General features: G+C 56.4%; 17 protein-coding genes. 6 read left to right on the top strand and 11 right to left on the bottom strand.

What is annotated here, in order from left to right; genetic code table 11:
• Positions 1–16: 16 nt before the first annotated feature.
• Together FFS28_RS11980 and FFS28_RS11975 are read left to right on the top strand one after the other, a co-directional pair.
• Positions 17–1,069 carry a patatin-like phospholipase family protein gene (locus tag FFS28_RS11980; protein ID WP_137849642.1) on the top strand — a complete coding sequence of 351 codons (1,053 nt, stop codon included), beginning with the start codon at positions 17–19 and terminating at the stop codon, positions 1,067–1,069.
• Positions 1,066–1,848, top strand: coding sequence for a TatD family hydrolase (locus tag FFS28_RS11975; RefSeq protein WP_137849641.1), 783 nt, complete (start codon positions 1,066–1,068; stop codon positions 1,846–1,848). The genes FFS28_RS11980 and FFS28_RS11975 overlap by 4 nt, the downstream gene beginning before the upstream one ends.
• On the opposite strand, the gene FFS28_RS11970 is transcribed toward FFS28_RS11975, so the two are convergent.
• Together FFS28_RS11970 and FFS28_RS11965 are read right to left on the bottom strand one after the other, a co-directional pair.
• On the bottom strand, positions 1,843–2,703 hold the full coding sequence (locus FFS28_RS11970; RefSeq protein WP_137849640.1) for a YjjW family glycine radical enzyme activase: 861 nt from the start codon (positions 2,701–2,703) through the stop codon (positions 1,843–1,845). The genes FFS28_RS11975 and FFS28_RS11970 overlap by 6 nt on opposite strands.
• Positions 2,678–4,225 carry a YjjI family glycine radical enzyme gene (locus tag FFS28_RS11965; RefSeq protein WP_137849639.1) on the bottom strand — a complete coding sequence of 516 codons (1,548 nt, stop codon included), beginning with the start codon at positions 4,223–4,225 and terminating at the stop codon, positions 2,678–2,680. Before FFS28_RS11965 ends, FFS28_RS11970 begins: the two co-directional genes overlap by 26 nt.
• A gap of 262 nt (positions 4,226–4,487) precedes the next feature.
• Here FFS28_RS11965 and deoC point away from each other — a divergent pair, with 262 nt between their 5' ends.
• From deoC to deoD, 4 genes are all read left to right on the top strand, one after another.
• Entirely contained in the window at positions 4,488–5,267 is a 780-nt protein-coding gene (gene deoC, locus FFS28_RS11960) for a deoxyribose-phosphate aldolase (protein WP_212743974.1), read from the top strand.
• A gap of 109 nt (positions 5,268–5,376) precedes the next feature.
• Positions 5,377–6,699 (top strand): thymidine phosphorylase, encoded by a 1,323-nt coding sequence (gene deoA / locus FFS28_RS11955; protein ID WP_042319315.1) that lies wholly within the window; start codon positions 5,377–5,379, stop codon positions 6,697–6,699.
• Positions 6,700–6,751: 52 nt separating this feature from the next.
• Positions 6,752–7,975 carry a phosphopentomutase gene (deoB, locus tag FFS28_RS11950; RefSeq protein ID WP_137849637.1) on the top strand — a complete coding sequence of 408 codons (1,224 nt, stop codon included), beginning with the start codon at positions 6,752–6,754 and terminating at the stop codon, positions 7,973–7,975.
• Between the two features lie 130 nt (positions 7,976–8,105).
• Positions 8,106–8,825, top strand: a complete 720-nt coding sequence (gene deoD / locus FFS28_RS11945; protein ID WP_006174049.1) for a purine-nucleoside phosphorylase — start codon at positions 8,106–8,108, stop codon at positions 8,823–8,825.
• 41 nt (positions 8,826–8,866) lie between these two features.
• Here the strand turns inward: deoD and FFS28_RS11940 are convergent, their stop codons facing one another.
• The 9 genes from FFS28_RS11940 to FFS28_RS11900 all read right to left on the bottom strand — a co-directional run bounded on the left by FFS28_RS11940 (position 8,867) and on the right by FFS28_RS11900 (position 18,647).
• Positions 8,867–9,571: a DUF1120 domain-containing protein gene (locus FFS28_RS11940; protein ID WP_088208820.1), complete on the bottom strand. Its 705-nt coding sequence runs from the start codon at positions 9,569–9,571 to the stop codon at positions 8,867–8,869.
• A gap of 130 nt (positions 9,572–9,701) precedes the next feature.
• The gene (locus tag FFS28_RS11935; protein ID WP_137849636.1) at positions 9,702–12,122 is read right to left on the bottom strand and encodes a fimbrial biogenesis usher protein; all 2,421 of its coding nucleotides are present in this window, start codon (positions 12,120–12,122) and stop codon (positions 9,702–9,704) included.
• Positions 12,123–12,139: 17 nt separating this feature from the next.
• The gene (locus tag FFS28_RS11930) at positions 12,140–12,829 is read right to left on the bottom strand and encodes a fimbria/pilus chaperone family protein (RefSeq protein WP_006174042.1); all 690 of its coding nucleotides are present in this window, start codon (positions 12,827–12,829) and stop codon (positions 12,140–12,142) included.
• A 71-nt stretch (positions 12,830–12,900) separates the two neighbouring features.
• The gene (locus tag FFS28_RS11925) at positions 12,901–13,617 is read right to left on the bottom strand and encodes a DUF1120 domain-containing protein (RefSeq protein ID WP_137849635.1); all 717 of its coding nucleotides are present in this window, start codon (positions 13,615–13,617) and stop codon (positions 12,901–12,903) included.
• Positions 13,618–13,855: 238 nt separating this feature from the next.
• The gene (locus FFS28_RS11920) at positions 13,856–14,566 is read right to left on the bottom strand and encodes a DUF1120 domain-containing protein (RefSeq protein WP_137849634.1); all 711 of its coding nucleotides are present in this window, start codon (positions 14,564–14,566) and stop codon (positions 13,856–13,858) included.
• 259 nt (positions 14,567–14,825) lie between these two features.
• Entirely contained in the window at positions 14,826–15,512 is a 687-nt protein-coding gene (locus FFS28_RS11915; protein ID WP_171007406.1) for a DUF1120 domain-containing protein, read from the bottom strand.
• A gap of 388 nt (positions 15,513–15,900) precedes the next feature.
• The gene (locus tag FFS28_RS11910) at positions 15,901–16,587 is read right to left on the bottom strand and encodes a DUF1120 domain-containing protein (protein WP_137849633.1); all 687 of its coding nucleotides are present in this window, start codon (positions 16,585–16,587) and stop codon (positions 15,901–15,903) included.
• 359 nt (positions 16,588–16,946) lie between these two features.
• Positions 16,947–17,963 (bottom strand): lipoate--protein ligase, encoded by a 1,017-nt coding sequence (gene lplA / locus FFS28_RS11905; RefSeq protein WP_137849632.1) that lies wholly within the window; start codon positions 17,961–17,963, stop codon positions 16,947–16,949.
• Positions 17,964–18,002: 39 nt separating this feature from the next.
• On the bottom strand, positions 18,003–18,647 hold the full coding sequence (locus FFS28_RS11900; RefSeq protein ID WP_006174028.1) for a YtjB family periplasmic protein: 645 nt from the start codon (positions 18,645–18,647) through the stop codon (positions 18,003–18,005).
• Positions 18,648–18,754 lie beyond the last annotated feature (107 nt).

The raw sequence follows: 18,754 nt of genomic DNA, 5'->3' as shown, positions 1-18,754 counted from the left end.
AAACAGGAAAGCAGAGGTGGGACAGCGAATTCCCGTTACGCTCGGTAATATTGCGCCGCTGGCGTTAAAACCGTTTCGTGCAGGCCAGCTTGCGCTGGTTTGTGAAGGAGGTGGACAGCGCGGCATTTTTACGGCCGGTGTGCTGGACGAGTTTATGCGCGCGCAATTCAACCCCTTTGACCTCTACTTTGGCACCTCGGCCGGGGCGCAGAACCTTTCTGCGTATGTCTGTAACCAGCCGGGCTATGCGCGCAAAGTGATCATGCGCTACACCACCTCGAAAGAATTTTTCAACCCGGTGCGCTTCGTGCGCGGCGGAAACCTGATCGATCTCGACTGGCTGCTGGAGTCTACCGCCAGCCAGATGCCGCTGGCGATGGACACCGCCTCGCGCCTGTTTGATAGCGGAAAAGCATTCTGGATGTGTGCCAGCCGCGGCGATGACTACTCCCCGGGGTACTTCTCCCCGCAGAAAGAGAACTGGCTGGACATCATTCGCGCCTCGAGCGCCATTCCCGGCTTCTACCGCACCGGTGCGCTGCTGGACGGCGTGAACTACCTTGACGGCGGCATCAGCGATGCGGTGCCGGTTCAGGAGGCCGCGCGGCGTGGCGCGAAAACTATCGTGGTGATCCGCACGGTTCCCTCACAAATGTATTACACCCCGCAGTGGTTTAAGCGCATGGAGCGCTGGCTGGGCGACAGTAGCCTGCAGCCGCTGGTGAATATCGCGAAGCTCCATGAATCAACCTATGGTGCCATGCAGCGTTTTATCGAAAAACCGCCGGGCAAGCTGCGGATCTTTGAAATTTATCCCCCCCGGCCGCTGGTGAGCATGGCGCTGGGCAGCCGCCTGCCGGCCCTGCGCATGGATTACAAAACCGGGCGGCTGTGCGGGCGCTATTTCCTGGCGACGGTCGGGAAAATGCTGATGGAGCAACCCCCGATTCTGCGGCATAAGCCGATTATTACCCCGCCTGCGGTTGTCGCCAATGATGCGCTGGTGACGCCGCTGGTCGATGCGCCCCAGGCCAATGACGCCCTGTTAGATAACGAGGATCTGGCGTGACGCACCGCTTTATCGACACCCACTGTCACTTTGATTTTCCGCCGTTTACCGGCGACGAGATGCACAGTATTGCCCGCGCGGCTCAGGCTGGCGTCGGAGCGATTATCGTGCCGGCGATCGAAGCGGCTTATTTTGACCGGGTGCTTGAACTTGCCCGGCAGCATGACGCGCTGTATGCCGCGCTGGGCCTGCATCCTATCGTCATCGAGCATCATCTTGATGAGCACATTGACCAGCTCGATACCGTTTTGGGCAGGGGAAATGACCGGCTGGTGGCCATCGGCGAGATCGGCCTCGATCTCTATCGCGAAGATCCGCACTTTGCGCGCCAGCAAACGATCCTCGACGCGCAGCTTCGGCTCGCGAAGCGCCACGATCTGCCGGTGATCCTCCACTCGCGACGCACCCACGATAAGCTGGCGATGCACCTGAAACGCATGGATCTTCCGCGCACCGGGGTGGTTCATGGATTTTCCGGCAGCCTGCAGCAGGCGCAGCGTTTTATCGCGCTGGGCTACAAAATCGGCGTTGGCGGGACCATTACCTATCCGCGCGCCAGCAAAACCCGCGACGTTATGGCCCGGTTGCCGCTCGACTCGCTGCTGCTGGAAACGGATGCGCCCGATATGCCGCTCAATGGATTTCAGGGGCAGCCTAACCGCCCGGAGCAGGCGGCGCGCGTTTTCGCTACGCTCTGTGAACTGCGCGATGAGCCTGAAGAGGTTATCGCTCAGGCGTTGCTCGATAACACCCGCGCCGTTTTTGGCATCACGCTATAGATAGCGCGCCGGGCGGATAACGGTAATCTGCCGTTTTTCCAGGGCCACGACCAGCGGCTCAACGTCCTCCGGCGTGGCGCTGCGCCATGACGCCGCCTCTCCATACACGCCGTGCGCATGAAACGCGTTGATGCGTACCGGAATATTCCCCAGCTGGCGAATAAATGCCGACAGCGGGGTGAGATGCGCCAGATAATCACAGCGATCGGGGATCAACAGCAGCCGCAGTTCGGCCAGACGGTGATGATCCGCCAGCCAGCGAATGCTCTGTTTGATCTGCGGATTGTCGCGCCCGGTCAAAAAGCGGTGATGCTCGTTGCCCCAGGCTTTTAAATCCACCATAGCGCCATCGAAAACCGGCAGCAGCTTTTGCCAGCCGGTTTCGCTTAGCAGGCCGTTGCTGTCCACCAGGCAGGTTAAGTGGCGCAGCGCGGGATCGGCCTTGATCGCTGAGAACAGGGCGATCAAAAACGGAAGCTGGGTTGTCGCTTCACCCCCGCTGACGGTGATCCCCTCAATAAACGGTGCGGCTTTGCGGATCTGCGCGAGGATCTCCTCCACGCTGTAGCGCTGCGCCATCGGTGTGGCCTGCTGCTGGCACAGGTGCAGGCAGGTATCGCACTGCTGGCAGTGGCTTTCCTGCCACCAGACGCGGCCCGCCTGAATATTCAGCGCATCGTGCGGACAGTGGGGAACGCAGTCGCCGCAGTCGTTGCAGCGCCCGATAGTCCATGGGTTGTGGCACGTTTTGCAGCGCAGGTTACAGCCCTGCAGGAACAGCGCCAGGCGGCTTCCCGGCCCGTCCACGCAGGAGAAGGGGATAATCTGACTAACTAAAGCGCATCTGCTGTTCATGGCTAATTACGCGTGGCTGACGTTCAAGGATTCGGGTGTTGCGCGCGGCCTCCTCACCCAGCCATGTGGTGTTGGTGCGCGATCCGGCTTCGCGGTACTTCTCCAAATCAGACAGCCGCACCATATAGCCGGTGACGCGCACCAGATCGTTTCCCGCCACGTTAGCAGTGAACTCACGCATACCGGCCCTGAATGCCCCGAGACAAAGTTGCACCACCGCCTGTGGATTGGCTTTTACGGTCTCGTCCAGGGTGAGGATGTCGCTGATGCCGGAGTGGTAATAACGGTGGTGCGGGGCGACGGCCAGCAGATGGCCGATCGGATCGGGCTCGTCGCCGTAAGGGAGACGTGCCCCCGGCGTAGTGCCCGTATCGGAGCTGATCCCCGACTGCGCGTGGAGCATCGCCCGCTGCTTCCAGCCGTGCTTCACCGGCGTGTTTTCAACGAACGTCGCCAACTGTTCGCTGATGCGATACCCCAGCGCGTTGGCCTCATCGTCCTTACCGTAGCGACCTGTCATCCCTTCTTTCTCGCAGAGCGCGTTAACGGCTTCTGCCAGGCCGTACATGCCAAACATCGGCACAAAACGCCCGGCATCAATCAGCCCCTCATGGACGAGGAAGCTATTCTCAAAGAAGCCGGACTGTTCATACAAGAAATCGCAGCGCGCATCGATGATGGCAATCTGTTGCTGACAGTAGTGCGGCAGCTGGCGGGTGAAGAAATCGTCCAGTGAGGCGCTACGTTCGGCAATGGCTTTCAGATTGAGGCGCACCAGCGTGCTGCCGCCGCCCGCCAGCGGTAGAGAGTTGTAACAGCTCACCACGCCATAGCGGCCTTTTGTGAAAATTTTATCATTCAGCGGGCCATTGGAAATATGCGGCTTACTGCATTCACAGATATTTCTCGCCACGCTCAGCAGCAGATCGTCAGGGGTGACGTCCGGGTCGTAGATAAAGGTCAGGTTTGGTGCAACCTGCTTCAACTCCGCATCGGCACGCAGAATGGCGCGGGTGATGGGGCTATCTGCCGGGCCAATGTTTGCATGCATAAAGGCGTCGGGCAGGGTTCTGTCGAGGTAGCGCCAGAAACGTTTTATTCGGCTATCGATTTCATCTTGTGTTAGAATTTTAACATAGGGATCGAGTATGGCATCAAGCTGGCCCAGATAGACCGGCATCGATGTCACGGACGGAACATGGTGATAGAGAATGGTAAGCAGCGAGAGGGCATCATCCAGATCGTTTGCCCCTTCCAGCTCCAGCCAGTCAGAACCGTTCGCCAGGAATTTTGCGTAGTCCGGCAGCACGTAGCGCGGTTTGTAAGGGGCGTGTCCCTCGAACATATCGCAGATAACGCCCTCGTCCAGCGCGGCGCGGGCCGCCGAAGGAAGCGCCGGGTAGGGCAGATTGTTCTCCGCTTCCAGCGCCAGAAAATGCCGTTTTTGCTCCGGTGTTAACGTCGGGCTGGTCACAATGTGCTGGCAACGCTGTTGCAGGGCGTCGGGGCGAGAGGAGGACATAGGCGCTTCCTTGAGTCATCGGTGAATGATGACGAAATTGTAGAAAGGCGTCCCGCCGGGGCTTTTGATCCCACAGGGGTGATCGCTGATTTAACCCGCGGTTGGCCTGCTAAAATTTGATGTTGATCTCATTACAGTAATGCAAATTTGTACGCAGTTTTCATTAACTGTGATGAATGTCGAAGTGTGAATGCGGGTGAATGTTAGAATACTCACAGACCCGCAAGGTAAAATTGATACGGCGATGCCGTTGGAGAATGTTATGACCGATTTAACTGCAAGCAGCCTGCGCGCGTTGAAACTGATGGACCTGACCACCCTGAACGATGACGACACCAATGAAAAAGTCATCGCCCTGTGCCATCAGGCGAAAACGCCCGTCGGTAACACCGCTGCCATCTGTATCTACCCGCGCTTTATCCCGATTGCCCGCAAAACGCTGAAAGAGCAGGGCACGCCGGACGTGCGTATTGCAACCGTGACTAACTTCCCGCACGGCAACGACGATATCGAGATTGCGCTGGCAGAAACCCGCGCGGCGATTGCTTACGGTGCGGATGAAGTGGACGTGGTCTTCCCGTATCGCGCGCTGATTGCTGGCAACGAGCAGGTGGGTTTTGACCTGGTGAAAGCCTGTAAAGACGCCTGTGCCGCGGCAAATGTGTTGCTTAAAGTGATCATCGAAACCGGCGAACTGAAAGAAGAAGCCCTGATCCGCAAAGCGTCTGAAATCGCGATCAAAGCGGGTGCGGATTTCATCAAAACCTCTACCGGTAAAGTGCCGGTAAACGCCACGCCGGAAAGCGCGCGCATCATGATGGAAGTGATTCGTGATATGGGCGTCTCCAAAACCGTGGGCTTTAAACCGGCCGGTGGCGTGCGTACCGCAGAAGACGCGCAGCAGTTCCTGGCGATTGCCGACGAACTGTTTGGCGCAGAGTGGGCGGATTCCCGTCACTACCGCTTTGGCGCATCCAGCCTGCTGGCAAGCCTTCTGAAAGCGCTGGGTCACGGCGACGGTAAGAGCGCAAGCAGCTACTGATTGCCCGCTAATGCCGGATGACGCTTCGCTTATCCGGCCTACAGGATCGTAGGGCGGGTCAGCGTAGCGCCACCCGCCACAACTCCCCCGATTCCGCATGGAGGTTACCGTGTTTCTCGCACAAGAAATTATTCGTAAAAAACGTGATGGTCATGCATTAAGCGACGAAGAGATCCGCTTTTTCATCAATGGCATTCGTGATAACACCGTCTCAGAAGGGCAGATTGCTGCGCTGGCGATGACCATCTTCTTCCACGATATGTCGATGCCTGAGCGCGTGTCGCTGACCATGGCGATGCGAGATTCAGGAACCGTCCTGGACTGGAAAAGCCTTAACCTTAACGGCCCGATCGTCGATAAACACTCCACCGGCGGCGTGGGTGACGTCACTTCGCTGATGCTTGGCCCGATGGTGGCGGCCTGCGGCGGTTACATCCCGATGATCTCCGGGCGCGGCCTGGGCCATACCGGCGGCACGCTCGACAAACTGGAAGCCATTCCGGGCTTCGATATCTTCCCGGATGACGCCCGCTTCCGCGACATTATCAAAGACGTTGGTGTGGCGATTATCGGCCAGACCAGCTCCCTGGCACCGGCAGACAAGCGTTTCTACGCGACCCGCGACATCACCGCTACCGTGGACTCCATTCCGCTGATCACCGCCTCTATTCTGGCGAAAAAGCTGGCGGAAGGGCTGGATGCGCTGGTGATGGACGTGAAGGTGGGCAGCGGCGCGTTTATGCCGACCTATGAACTTTCTGAAGCGCTTGCTGAAGCGATCGTTGGCGTCTCCAACGGCGCAGGCGTGCGCACCACCGCACTGCTGACCGACATGAATCAGGTGCTGGCTTCCAGCGCCGGTAACGCAGTAGAAGTGCGTGAAGCCGTACAGTTCCTGACAGGTGAATATCGCAACCCGCGTCTGCTCGACGTGACCATGGCGCTGTGCGTTGAGATGCTGATCTCAGGCAAGCTTGCCAAAGACGATGCAGAGGCGCGAGCGAAGCTGCAGGCGGTGCTGGACAACGGCAAAGCGGCCGAGATCTTTGGCCGCATGGTTGCCGCGCAAAAAGGCCCGACCGACTTCGTGGAAAACTACGCGAAATATCTGCCTACCGCGACCTTAACCAAAGCGGTGTATGCCGATACCGAAGGGTTTGTTTCGGCGATGGATACCCGCGCGCTTGGCATGGCGGTGGTGTCAATGGGCGGCGGACGTCGTCAGGCATCGGACACCATTGATTACAGCGTCGGTTTCACCGACATGGCCCGCCTGGGCGACAGCGTGGACGGACAGCGTCCGCTGGCGGTGATCCACGCGAAAGACGAAGCCAGCTGGCAGGATGCGGCGAAGGCGGTGAAAGCGGCAATTAAGCTTGACGATAAAGCACCGGAAAGCACACCGACGGTCTATCGTCGTATCACCGAATAGCGGTATACTGATCTGATCAATCATTTTTAAGCACTACGTACGGAGAACAATTATGAAACGTGCATTTATTATGGTGCTGGACTCATTCGGCATCGGCGCAACCGAAGATGCAGAACGATTTGGTGACGTGGGTTCCGATACCATGGGTCACATCGCGGAAGCCTGCGCCAAAGGCGAAGCGGACAACGGTCGTAAAGGCCCTCTGACTCTGCCAAACCTGACCCGTCTGGGTCTGGTGAAAGCGCATGAAGGTTCTACCGGTAAGATCGCAGCCGGTATGGACGGTGATGCGGAAGTGGTGGGCGCTTATGCCTGGGCGCACGAGCTCTCTTCCGGTAAAGATACCCCGTCAGGCCACTGGGAAATTGCCGGTGTGCCGGTTCTGTTCGACTGGGGCTATTTCTCCGATCACGAAAACAGCTTCCCGCAGGAGCTGCTGGACACGTTGGTTAAGCGTGCCAACCTGCCGGGCTATCTCGGCAACTGCCACTCTTCCGGTACCGTGATCCTGGACCAGCTTGGCGAAGAGCATATGAAAACCGGCAAACCGATTTTCTATACCTCCGCTGACTCCGTGTTCCAGATTGCCTGCCACGAAGAGACGTTTGGCCTGGATAAACTTTACGAGCTGTGCGAAATCGCGCGTGAAGAGCTGACCGAAGGCGGCTACAACATTGGCCGCGTGATCGCGCGTCCGTTTATTGGCGACAAAGCGGGTAACTTCCAGCGTACCGGCAACCGTCACGATCTGGCCGTTGAGCCACCGGCACCCACCGTGCTGCAAAAACTGGTCGACGAGAAAGACGGCCAGGTGGTTTCCGTTGGTAAAATCGCAGATATCTATGCGAACTGCGGTATCACTAAAAAAGTGAAAGCTACGGGTCTGGACGCGCTGTTTGACGCCACCATCAAAGAGATGAAAGAGGCGGGCGATAAGACAATCGTCTTTACCAACTTCGTGGACTTCGACTCCTCCTGGGGCCACCGCCGCGACGTGGCTGGCTACGCTGCCGGCCTGGAGCTGTTCGACCGCCGTCTGCCGGAGCTGATGGAGCTGGTGGGTGAAGATGACATTCTGATCCTGACCGCGGACCACGGCTGCGACCCAACCTGGACCGGTACCGACCACACCCGCGAGCACATTCCGGTGCTGGTGTACGGCCCGAAAGTGAAACCAGGCTCGCTGGGTCACCGTGAAACCTTTGCGGATATCGGCCAGACCATCGCGAAATACTTTGGTACGTCCGACATGGAATATGGCAAGGCCATGTTCTGATGTGACTGGGGTGCGGCCTGATGCCGTCACCCCGGCCCTCTCCCACCGGGAGAGGGAGAACACCAGAATGTAGGCCGGGTAAGGCGCAGCCGCCACCCGGCCAAAACAACAATGTAAAAGGAACTGAAAGATGGCAACTCCTCACATTAATGCAGAAATGGGTGATTTCGCTGACGTCGTGTTGATGCCGGGCGACCCGCTGCGCGCTAAGCACATTGCAGAAACCTTCCTCGAAGACGTGCGTGAAGTGAACAACGTTCGCGGCATGCTGGGCTTCACCGGTACCTACAAGGGCCGCAAAATTTCCGTGATGGGTCACGGCATGGGTATCCCATCCTGCTCCATCTACACCAAAGAGCTGATCACCGATTTCGGCGTGAAGAAAATCATCCGCGTGGGGTCCTGCGGCGCGGTGCGCATGGACGTTAAACTGCGCGATATCGTGATTGGTATGGGTGCCTGCACCGATTCTAAAGTGAACCGTATTCGCTTTAAGGATCACGACTTTGCCGCCATCGCTGACTTCGACATGGTGCGTAACGCGGTAGACGCGGCGAAAAACCTGGGCGTGGATGCGCGCGTGGGCAACATCTTCTCTGCTGATCTGTTCTACTCTCCGGACGGCGAAATGTTCGACGTGATGGAGAAGTACGGCATTCTGGGCGTGGAAATGGAAGCAGCGGGCATTTACGGCGTCGCGGCTGAGTTTGGTGCGAAAGCGCTGACCATCTGCACCGTGTCCGACCACATCCGCACCCACGAGCAGACCACTGCCGCGGAGCGTCAGACTACCTTTAACGACATGATCAAAATCGCGCTGGAATCCGTTCTGCTGGGCGATAAAGAGTAATGTTGTCTGCCGGGCGGCCTTCGCTGCCCGGCATCGTTTTCTTACAGATACACCACGCTAATGGTCGCCTGACCATCAAACTCCGTCGCTTCCGTCAGCGCCAGCTTCTTCAGACTTTCTACCGCAAGCGAGACGTTCAGCGGGAAAGAGACGCGCGTCACGGCCATCGGATCGGTTTTACCGGCGGGTGCCACGCTCATCAGGCTCATGTCTTTATTCGCCAGCGTGCCGCCCGTGGCTTTCTGCCAGCGGGTCACGCCGTTGCCCGCCGCCAGCGCGGTGCGAATCGGCTCAACGTTCCCGCCGTTCGCCGTGACCTCGCCAGTGCTGGCATAGATGGAGTACGCGCCAATATTCTTGCCGTCGTGCGTTTTACCCAGCCCGAAGGTTGACGCGGAGCCGCGCAGTGCCGCGCCGTTATCGGTGGCATTCATCACTTTGAGGTTTGAATTGCTGCCGGTGCTGGCGTTGGAATCCGTACGGTTATCTGCAATGCTCCAGCCCACTTTGGTTGGCGTAGGGCAGGTGATGGTCAGCGTCAGACCCTTCTCACCCAGCTGCGTGCTTTCGGATTGCGAAAGATCGCCCACCTGCACCGCGCCAAAATCAACGATGCCGTTATTGCTCAGCTCCGGCGTGCAGGAGTTGCTTGAAAGAGAGGCTTTCACTTTCAGCACCGCGGTATCGCCCGCAAAGGCGCTGGCAGATGCCAGTGCCAGTGCGACGACAAGTACGCTTTTTTTCATAGTTTTTCCTTAACATAGAGATAAAGGGGTGACATTGTCCGGAGTACGTCCCTTAAATGTTCACGGTCGTTTTTTTTCTGATTATTCACGCCAGCGTTAAACTGACGCGTGAATGCGCGTCGCGGCAGGTTCACTTGCACACTCCCTGCGCTTTTTCGTAATAGGCTTCTTTGTTCTTTTCTTCGCTCAGCGCGTAGTGGATCTGGCAGATCCTCACCCTGCTGTCGTCCACCACGAATAACTCTGGTGAATCTGTGGCATCGGGAATAAATACGCTGCCGTTATCCATTACGCTGACAATATAGTTACTGTCTTTATCCACCACGCTGAGCCCCCGGGTCAGCCATTCGCCGTTCGGCTTTTTCACGTCAAGCATGACGCGGCGGGTTTGCAGAACGCGGAAGTCGACCTGCGAAAACGAACCGTAGGCGGCGGAGAGCGTCTGTATGCCGTTGGATAAGTCCATCCCCTGAGGGAGGGAGTTGGCGTTGATGACGATCTGGGATTTTTGCCACTCGCGCAGGCCCGGCACCACGGCCTGGCCCCAGCGATCGGTCCAGACGGTGCCGTCCGGCGTGCTCAGCTCAATGCCGCTTTCCGGTTCGCTCAGACGGGCAATGCCAAAGGTTTCCTTAACGGGATAAGGCGAGAAGGTGACCCCGTGGCGGTGCAGCGCAATGCCGCCCATCAGCGAGGCGCTGTAGTTGCGCCGATCCCCGTCGTCCATCCCTGCCGCCAGGCCAAGCTGGGTATAGTGCAGGTTGGCATTCAGGTTGCCGTCAAAGGCGTTGCTCTTATCCTGATTGTCGCGATCGGCAGAGAGGTTGTAGTTGAGGTTTTGCCCAAATGAACCGCTGTCCTGCAGACCAACATTCTGTTTATTACCCTGGCTGCGCATGTAGGTGCTGATACGCTCCGTGCCGAACGGCACCGCCAGGTTGACGTAAAACAGATCGTCATTATTTTGGCCGCTGCCCTCGGAATTGTTGCTGCCGCTGCTCATGGCGTGCTGCCAGTTGACGGACACGGAAGCATGGCCGAGCGTTTTCCCCCACGCGGCCATCAGATAGCGGGAGTCGCCGCTTTCTTTATCCCCGGCGTTTTCGCTGTACTGCAGTGAGAACGTCCCGAGCAGCGCATTATTCCAGTTGAGGCTGGCGTTCCACGCGTTCTGGTAGCCCTCGGATTCGTCGTCCATCGCTTCGGTCATTTCCCGAAAACCGGCGCTGTAGCCCGAGGCGGTAAGGCCCAGCGTGAGCTGACCCGGCAGCATCAGCGTATTTTGCAGCTCGGCTTTAGTGCCGTTTTGTTCCGCGTGAAAGCGCGCGGCGCTGACCATGACGCTCGGGGTGATCATCCACTTTTCGTTAACCGCCCACTCAAGCTGCGCGCCGGCTGCCTGATATTTTTCGGCAAGCACGCCCGCCGTCACGCCCGTTAAGTCTTCTGTCAGGCGCGTGCCGTTGGAGATATTCATCACCCACGGCGAACCGTTATCGTCGCCCCCGTCACGTACTTGCCCGACGGAGAAGCTCAGCCCCTCGGCGCGCGTCGTGCCGCTGATATTGAGCGACGAGGAGGGCACCGTGAAGCGGGTGGAGGAGCCATCGGTTTCCACCACGCTGATGTCGAGGTCGACGTTGCCGCGCACCACCGGCACGTCGGGCAAGGTGAACGGCCCGGCGTTGACCAGCGTGGAGTAGATAACCTGCCCGGCTTGTCTCACCTCCACGCGCGCCTGGTTGGCGTGGGCGATGCCCGTGATGGTGGTCGCCGGAATATTGGGCTGCAAACCCGTTTCCGGCAGGAACTGGATGCCGTTAATTTGTGCGCCGCTGAACAGTGACGAGGTGGCGTTGATCTGGCCCACCTGCGCGCGAAGCTTACGTTCTTCAAAAACGTGCTCGGCGTAGGTGTAGAGATTCTCAACGCTGCGGGTGCCGTTATCGTCCGTCAGGATCGTGCTGCTGCGCACCGTCCAGTTCGCCACGTTAAGCCCGGTGCCGATATTGCCCTGGGAAAACGTGCTGCTGCCGCTGCCGCCAAACACGTTGTAGTTGCTGAACGCGTTGTAGTTGATCAGCCCCGCCACGCCGCCGTGCTCGTAGTATTTTGCGGCGTAGAACCCGTTATCCATCGCCTCGGCGGGGACGAAAATCTCTAACGACTCTTTGTTAGGCAACGGGGTGACGGTCGCCGTGGGGTAGTCCCGCACCAGTTCGTGGCAGGTCTCTTTTTCTGAGATATTCAGGGGAAGCAATCCCGCGGCGCGCGTGAAATCGTCATCCACGCAAAGCTGGCCCTCTTCGCCAATACGTACGGCGAGCGTGCCTTTGTCCACGCCGTTGATCCTGACCTGTACCGCATGCTGACCGGGCAGATAACGCTGCGCCCCGGAAAAATAGTGCGCGAGGTTGGTGCTGATCCCTCGCGTCGCCAGAATATCGGTATTGAAATCCAGGTCGGCTGCGCCCGTGGTGCAGGGAGGCAGCAACACGGCCGCCGCAACGGCGGGGCCAAAGGCATACTTACGCAAAGGGAGATCACTCACCAGACGGTCTCCACCCTTTAGCGCGTTACAGGAGCGGTATAGCTTTCGACTTCAATACCGTAGCGGCTGGCAGGCTCGATCTGCACTGCGTTATCGCTGCCGTTCAGCGGCGCGTTGGTCTCCACCTTCATGGTTTCGCCCGGCAAAATAAAGGTCTTATTCAGCGTACCGGCAGTGTTAGACGGCAGCAGCGTCACGGCCGTGGAGAAACGCACCACGTAAGGCGAGGTGTTCTGCACCTGAAGCACGTTCGACTTAACGGACCAGGTCAGCAGCTTCCAGGCGTCGGTGACAACCGGGAGATTTTTAGGATGGATCAAGACCGGCAGATCCTGGCGCAGGTTGATCCCGACGGTGATGTTCTTGTCGCTGCTTTTCGGCGGAATACCTTCAAATACCACGCGCTTGTAGTGTTCGACGGTAAGCGGTTTATCCGATTCGAGGATAAAACGCACCTGCTGTTCCTGGCCTGGTTCAAGGCGGACAACGGGCTGGGTGACGTTAAGCTTCACGCCGTCATTGCCTTCAATGTCCCGGATGGAGGTGTAGAGCAGCGTGGGGATTTTATCGGTGTTTTTGACGTTCATCACGCCGCCGTGGTTGGCTTCGTCAATCATCAGGAGTGTGGTTTCCGGCACCATGCCGGCAGCAAACAGGGTGGACGGCAAAGCGAGTAATAACGGCGCGTATTTCAGGAGTGTGTACATGGTGTTTCGGCTTCGTGAGAGGGAGACAAAACACTCCCCATCAGCATGGGGAGTGTTAAACGCGTTAAGGCTTACAGATAAACCAGGGTGATGGTGGACTGGCCGTCCAGCTCGGTTTTATCGGTCAGGGTCAGGTTTTTGCTTGGCGCAATGGCGAGGGCGATCTTCAGTGGGAAGGTTGCCGTGGTGAACGCCAGCGGCGCACGCTGGCCGGTTTTGGACACGGTCATCACGTCGGTGCCGTCATTCATGATGTAGCCGGTATTCCACATGTTGATCCAGCTTCTGCTGCTGATGGTACCGCCGTTGTACATGGTGCTGGCAATAGGCTGAACGGCTGCGCCGTCTGCGGTGACCGCGGTCAGGTTGGTGGAAACAGCGTAGCCGCCGATGTTCTGGCCAGCGCTGGTTTTACCCACGCCGTTCAGCTGATAGGCGCCGGACGCTCTGGTGCCGTCATTGCCCGCGTTGTCGACGTAAAACTCGGTGGAGGAGAGCGTTTTACCCGCGTTGGTGTCAGCGCGGTCATCGTGGAAGGTCCAGCCCACTCGGGTGGCAGACTGGCACTTGATGGACAGCGTCACGTCCTTATGGCCCGCCTGGTAAGGCACCGCGGAGGTCAGAGAATCCAGACCGATTTCGCCAAAGTTAGCCAGGCCGCCGTTGCTTAATTCCGGCACGCAGCCTGCGGTGGTCAGCGAACCCTGAATTTTCAGGGTGGCGGTAGGTTCAGCGCAAACAGCTGTTGCTGCCATGGTTAATACCGTGGCGAGAAGCACTTTTTTCATTGTTTTTCCTTAACCTTAAAAATGTACACATTCAATAAGAATAATTTTGGGTGCTAAATGACTTGCTTATTACATCGCGTTTGTCTAAAAGCTCGCCGATTCTATTAATGATTCGACTCATTCAATACTTAGAATTTCTAACGTCACTATTGAGTAAGGTTCAATATTAATCAGACGTCAGGAAGAAATATGTGAGGAAATAGCGGCGAGGTAATTCGCCGCTGAATAATTAAAGCTGTTACAGATAAACCAGAGTAATCGTTGTTTCACCGCTGAGCTGTGTTTCTTCCGTGGTGGTCAGGCGATCGGTATTCACAACGGCCAGAGAAACCTTGAACGGGAAGACGACGTGAGTAATGGCCAGCGGCGTGGTTTTACCCGGCGAGGTTGCGGTCATAATTTCCGCGTTACCGTTGGCAATCAGACCTGTCGTCAGGTTACGCCACATGTATTCCCCTTTGCTGTTGGTAAATGCCGGAGCATAGATCGCCTGAGCCGGTACGCCGTTGGCGGTGATATCGTTAACGCGCGTCGCAATCGCGTATGCACCAATTTTTTCACCCACTGACGTAAAGCCCACGCCGTAAGTGGTGCCCGCGCCCCAGACGTCGTTGCCGTTGTCTGCGCCATCGCGGATATAGAACTGGCTGGAGGTCAGATCGTTCGCGGCGTTTGAATCTTCTTTGTTATCCGCAATGCTCCACGCCACGCGGGTCGCAGCCGGGCAGTTAATGGTCAGCGACATGTCTTTCTGACCCATCTGGTTAACCACGTTAGGCGACAGCTGGTCCAGCGCAATGGTGCCGAAATCGATTGAGCCACCGTTGCTCAGCTCTGGCGTGCAGGAGGCATGATTCATTTTACCTTTCACCTTCATTACGATGGAGGCGTCTGCCAGTGCAGCCGTGGAGGTGGCCGCAATCAGAGTGGCGAGAAGAAGTTTTTTCATTGTTTTTCCTTAACCAAAAAAGAAGAAGTGTTTTAAATTGTATGAATATTTAACGACTTGCTTAACAAGCGGGAAGATTCTATTAACGGTTGCCGTAATATAGATATTTAAGAATTCTAATCTGTTGTTTGAGTATTTTTAATGACTGTAAATACAATCTTGAATGTATTTACATTGATTGCGTGGTGGAAGGGAAATAAAAACGGCGATACAGAGATCGCCGGTGAAGTTAGAACAGTGATGCTAAGTTTGAAATGGCTTACAGGTATTTCAGGGTAATGGTTGCCTGGCCGTCAAGCTGGGTGTCATCGGTAATTGCCAGTCGGGCGGTGTTATCGATGGCTAATGACGTTTTAAGAGGATAAACAGCCTGAGTGAAGGCCATAGGGTTCGGGTTGGTCGCATCAGACGATATGACTGACATCACCGTATGCTGCTTGCCATTTAACACGGGAAGCAGTGTTGCATTTTGCCAGGCTGGCTGTTGGTCCGTCCACTTAACGGGAATTGCGTGCTCACCATCCGCTGTCACGTTTGCCGCCACAACATAAAGCGCCCAGTTACCAATGGCTACGCCACCGGTTGTTTTGCCCAGACCCATCGCCGTACCGTCGGTCGGATAGCTCCAGTCGCCGAGCACTTTAACGTTAACTTCTGACGACACGGAGTCGGTACGATCGTCTGTGATGCCCCAGCCTATTTTGGTTGGTGAGGAGCAGGTGATGGTCAGGGAGGCATCGCGCTCACCCAGCTGGTTGGTCTCGCTAGCACTCAGTTCACCCAGGCGGATCGTGCCATAGTCAACGATCCCACCGTTGCTCAGAGTTGGGGTGCAGGAGGCGTTAGTCAGCTTGCCCTGGACTTTGAGCACAGCGGTGTCAGCCGCGTGCGCAGCGGTAACGGACATTGCCATTGAAATGGCCGTCGCCACGAGAAGCTTTTTCATTGTTGTTCCTTAACGAAGAAGAAAAGTAAAAAGAGTCCTGTAATCAATATGTTCAGCAAAATCATCCCGATTACTGATAATATTTTATTATGGATAATTTATTAAGGTATTTAGATTTTTTTAGGGGCGGGTTTATTGGATCTTAATGAATTTTAGAGGTGAATGCTTTTCGATTTTTCTGGGATAATTGCCGGTGATGTAAGATTTATGTATTCGTCAGTATTATTAATGTCGCTGCATTCTACTGAGTAAAATACCAATGCTTATAATTTGTCATATCTGTTTATATTTATCCTGAATAAAACGCTGTTGCTTAGCGAAAAAGCAGCCCTGCAATCGGGCTGCCAGCGGGGCTGGACTACATCAGAAAAGCGACGTCTTAAATGACTTACAGGTATGTCAGAGTAATGGTTGCCTGGCCGTCAAGCTGGGTATCATCGGTAATACCCAGTCGGGCAGTTTTGTCGATGGCTACTGAGGTTTTAAGAGGATAGACGGCCTGAGTGAAGGCCATAGGGTTCGGGTTAGTCGCATCATCCGATATAACAGACATCATCGTATGCTTAGCTGCATTTAACACGGGAAGGGATGTTGCATTTGTCCAGGCAGGCTGTTGGTCCGACGTCTTAACGGGAATAGCGTGCTCACTATCCGCTGTCACGTTTGCCGCCACAACGTAAAGCGACCAGTTACCAATGGCGACGCCACCTGTTGTTTTGCCCAGGCCCATCGCCGAACCGTCGGTTGGATAGCTATAATCGCCGAGCACTTTAACGTTGACGTTTGGCGACACGGAGTCGGTGCGATCGTCCGAGATGCTCCAGCCGACTTTGGTTGGCGAGGAGCAGGTAATGGTCAGGGAGGCATCGCGCTCACCCAACTGGTTGGTTGCGGTCGGGCTCAGTTCACCCAGGCGGATCGTGCCATAGTCAACGATCCCGCCGTTGCTCAGAGCTGGGGTGCAGGAGGCGTTAGTCAGCGTGCCCTGGACCTTAAGCACAGCGGTGTCAGCCGCGTGTGCAGCGGTAACGGACATTACCATTGAAATGGCCGTCGCCACGAGAAGCTTTTTCATTGTTGTTCCTTAACGAAGAAGAAAGTTGAAAGGGTCCTGTAATCATTATGTACAGCAAAATCATCCCGATTACTGATAATATTTTATTATGGATATTTCATTGGGGTATTTAGATTTTTTTAGGGGCGGGTTAATTGAATCTTAAGGGATTTTGTAAATGAATGCTTTTCGATTTTTCTGGGATAAATGCCGGTGATGTAAGATTTACGTATTCGTCAAACTTATTAATATCGCCATATTCTCCTGCGTAAAATATCAATGTTTATAATTTGTCATATCTGTTTATATTTGCCCTGAATAAAAACACTGTCGCTTAACGGAAAAGCCAGCCCTGAAGCGCGTGCTTCAGGGCGAGAGGATTAACGTACCGCGTGCGCCAGCCAGGCAGACAGCTCGCGAAGCTCGGTCTCCTGCTGCGGAAAGTCCGCAAGCAGGGCATCGCACGCCTGCTGAAGCATATCGGCGCGGTACAGGCAGCCCTGCAATCGCACTGCCAGCGCTTCCAGCGGGGCCGGATTCAGGCTGTCGGTGAAGACCTGGGTACGGGTGATATGCCCCTTTTCCACGTCAAAGTGCAGTTCCACGCCGCCCCACGTAAAGCGCTCGTCCAGCAGGTGCGAAAACGCCGGTGCCTGACCGAAGTTCCACTCCCAACTGCTCTGGCGGGCAAAGGTTTCGGCGAAGTTCGGCAGGTCGGGCGTTTTGTCCGGCGAAATGACCTCTGCCTCCACGCGCTCGCCGTAATGCGTAAAGAAGGCCTCTCGGATGGCGTCGCAGATCTGTTCATGGGTGATGCCCGGTAGCAGTTCCACGAGGTTCGCCACGCGGCCACGCACGGAGGTAATGCCCTTCGCCTGCAGTTTTTTCTTGTCGGGGTTGAGGTAGTTGGCCAGACGGCTCAGGTCGGCGTTGAGCAGCAGCGTGCCGTGATGGAACCCGCGATCCATCGTTTCACGATAGGCGGATCCGGAGACTTTGCGATCGCCCTCGGGGGTCTTCACCACCAGATCGTTACGGCCGGAGGCTTCCGCCGTCACGCCGAGCGCGTTCAGGGCGTTAAGGACAATGGATGTGGAGATGCTTTTATCATATTCCGGCTTGCCCGCCATAAAGGTGAAGCAGGTGTTGCCGAGATCGTGGAACACCGCACCGCCGCCCGAGCTGCGCCTTGCGAGACGAACGTTATCGTCTTCCATCCGCCGCGTGTTGCACTCTTTCCACGGGTTCTGCGCGCGGCCAATGACCACCGTATCGGCGTTACGCCAGAGAAACAGCACGCGCTGGGTGGCGGGCATCTGGCGGAAGATGCACTCTTCCACCGCGAGATTAAACCAGGGATCGTACGAATCAGAGATGAGCAGGCGAAGCGTCGTCATAGCAGAGTTCCTTTTCCGAATCATCCGCCTACTTTATCACTAATCCTTCTTCTCGCTCTCTTCCTCTTCGGGAATGGACTTGCTGGCGGTCAGCAGGAAAGGCGACTGTTGCCAGCGGGTGCGTTTGCCCTGCAGCAGGGTACGTGCCAGCACAACGCCGATGGCGAGGGAAAGCAGCAGCATCAGGCGCAGAATATTGGTGGTGTTATCCACCTGTTTGGCTTCCGTTGGCAGGGTGTGGGTATCCAGCGTCAGGCGCAAATACCCCAGCGGACCATTCTTCCCCTGAATGGGTTCGACGATCTGCTGGTTGAAATAGCCCCCGGCTTTTTTGCCGTCCAGCGCCAGCCTGTCGCGCACGTCGACGTGCTCACCGGCGCGGGCGATCAGGTCGCCTTGTTCGTCATACACACCGGCATCAAGAATGCGGCTGTTCTCCGTCAACTGGCGTAACACCTGGCCTATCCGCTTTTCGTCAGGCGTTTCGGTCCGCATGGCCGGCGCGACGTTCAGCGTGACCTGGCGGGCTAAGGTGCGCGCCAGTTCTTCAAACTGCGGGTTACGTTGCCGCTGGTGATTCTGGCTGAACCACGATGCCCCTTGCATCAGCGCGACTAATAATGCGAGACAGGACAGGACAATCACGGCACGATGAAGCCGGAATTTCAGTTTTGCGCGAGCCATATTCCACCTGCTGAAAATTTACGGCTTAATGTTGCCAGAAGTGATGGTTACAAGGTAGCCTCATGCGTTATTTTCCCTCGGGAACCTTCCGGCGCGAACGAATTTAC

The organism is Enterobacter sp. 2VL, from assembly GCF_005503595.1.
In the GTDB taxonomy this organism is placed as follows: Bacteria; Pseudomonadota; Gammaproteobacteria; order Enterobacterales; family Enterobacteriaceae; genus Enterobacter; species Enterobacter cancerogenus.
Note: the sequence above shows the minus strand (reverse complement) of the source record. Positions and strands in the feature narration are given on the sequence as shown.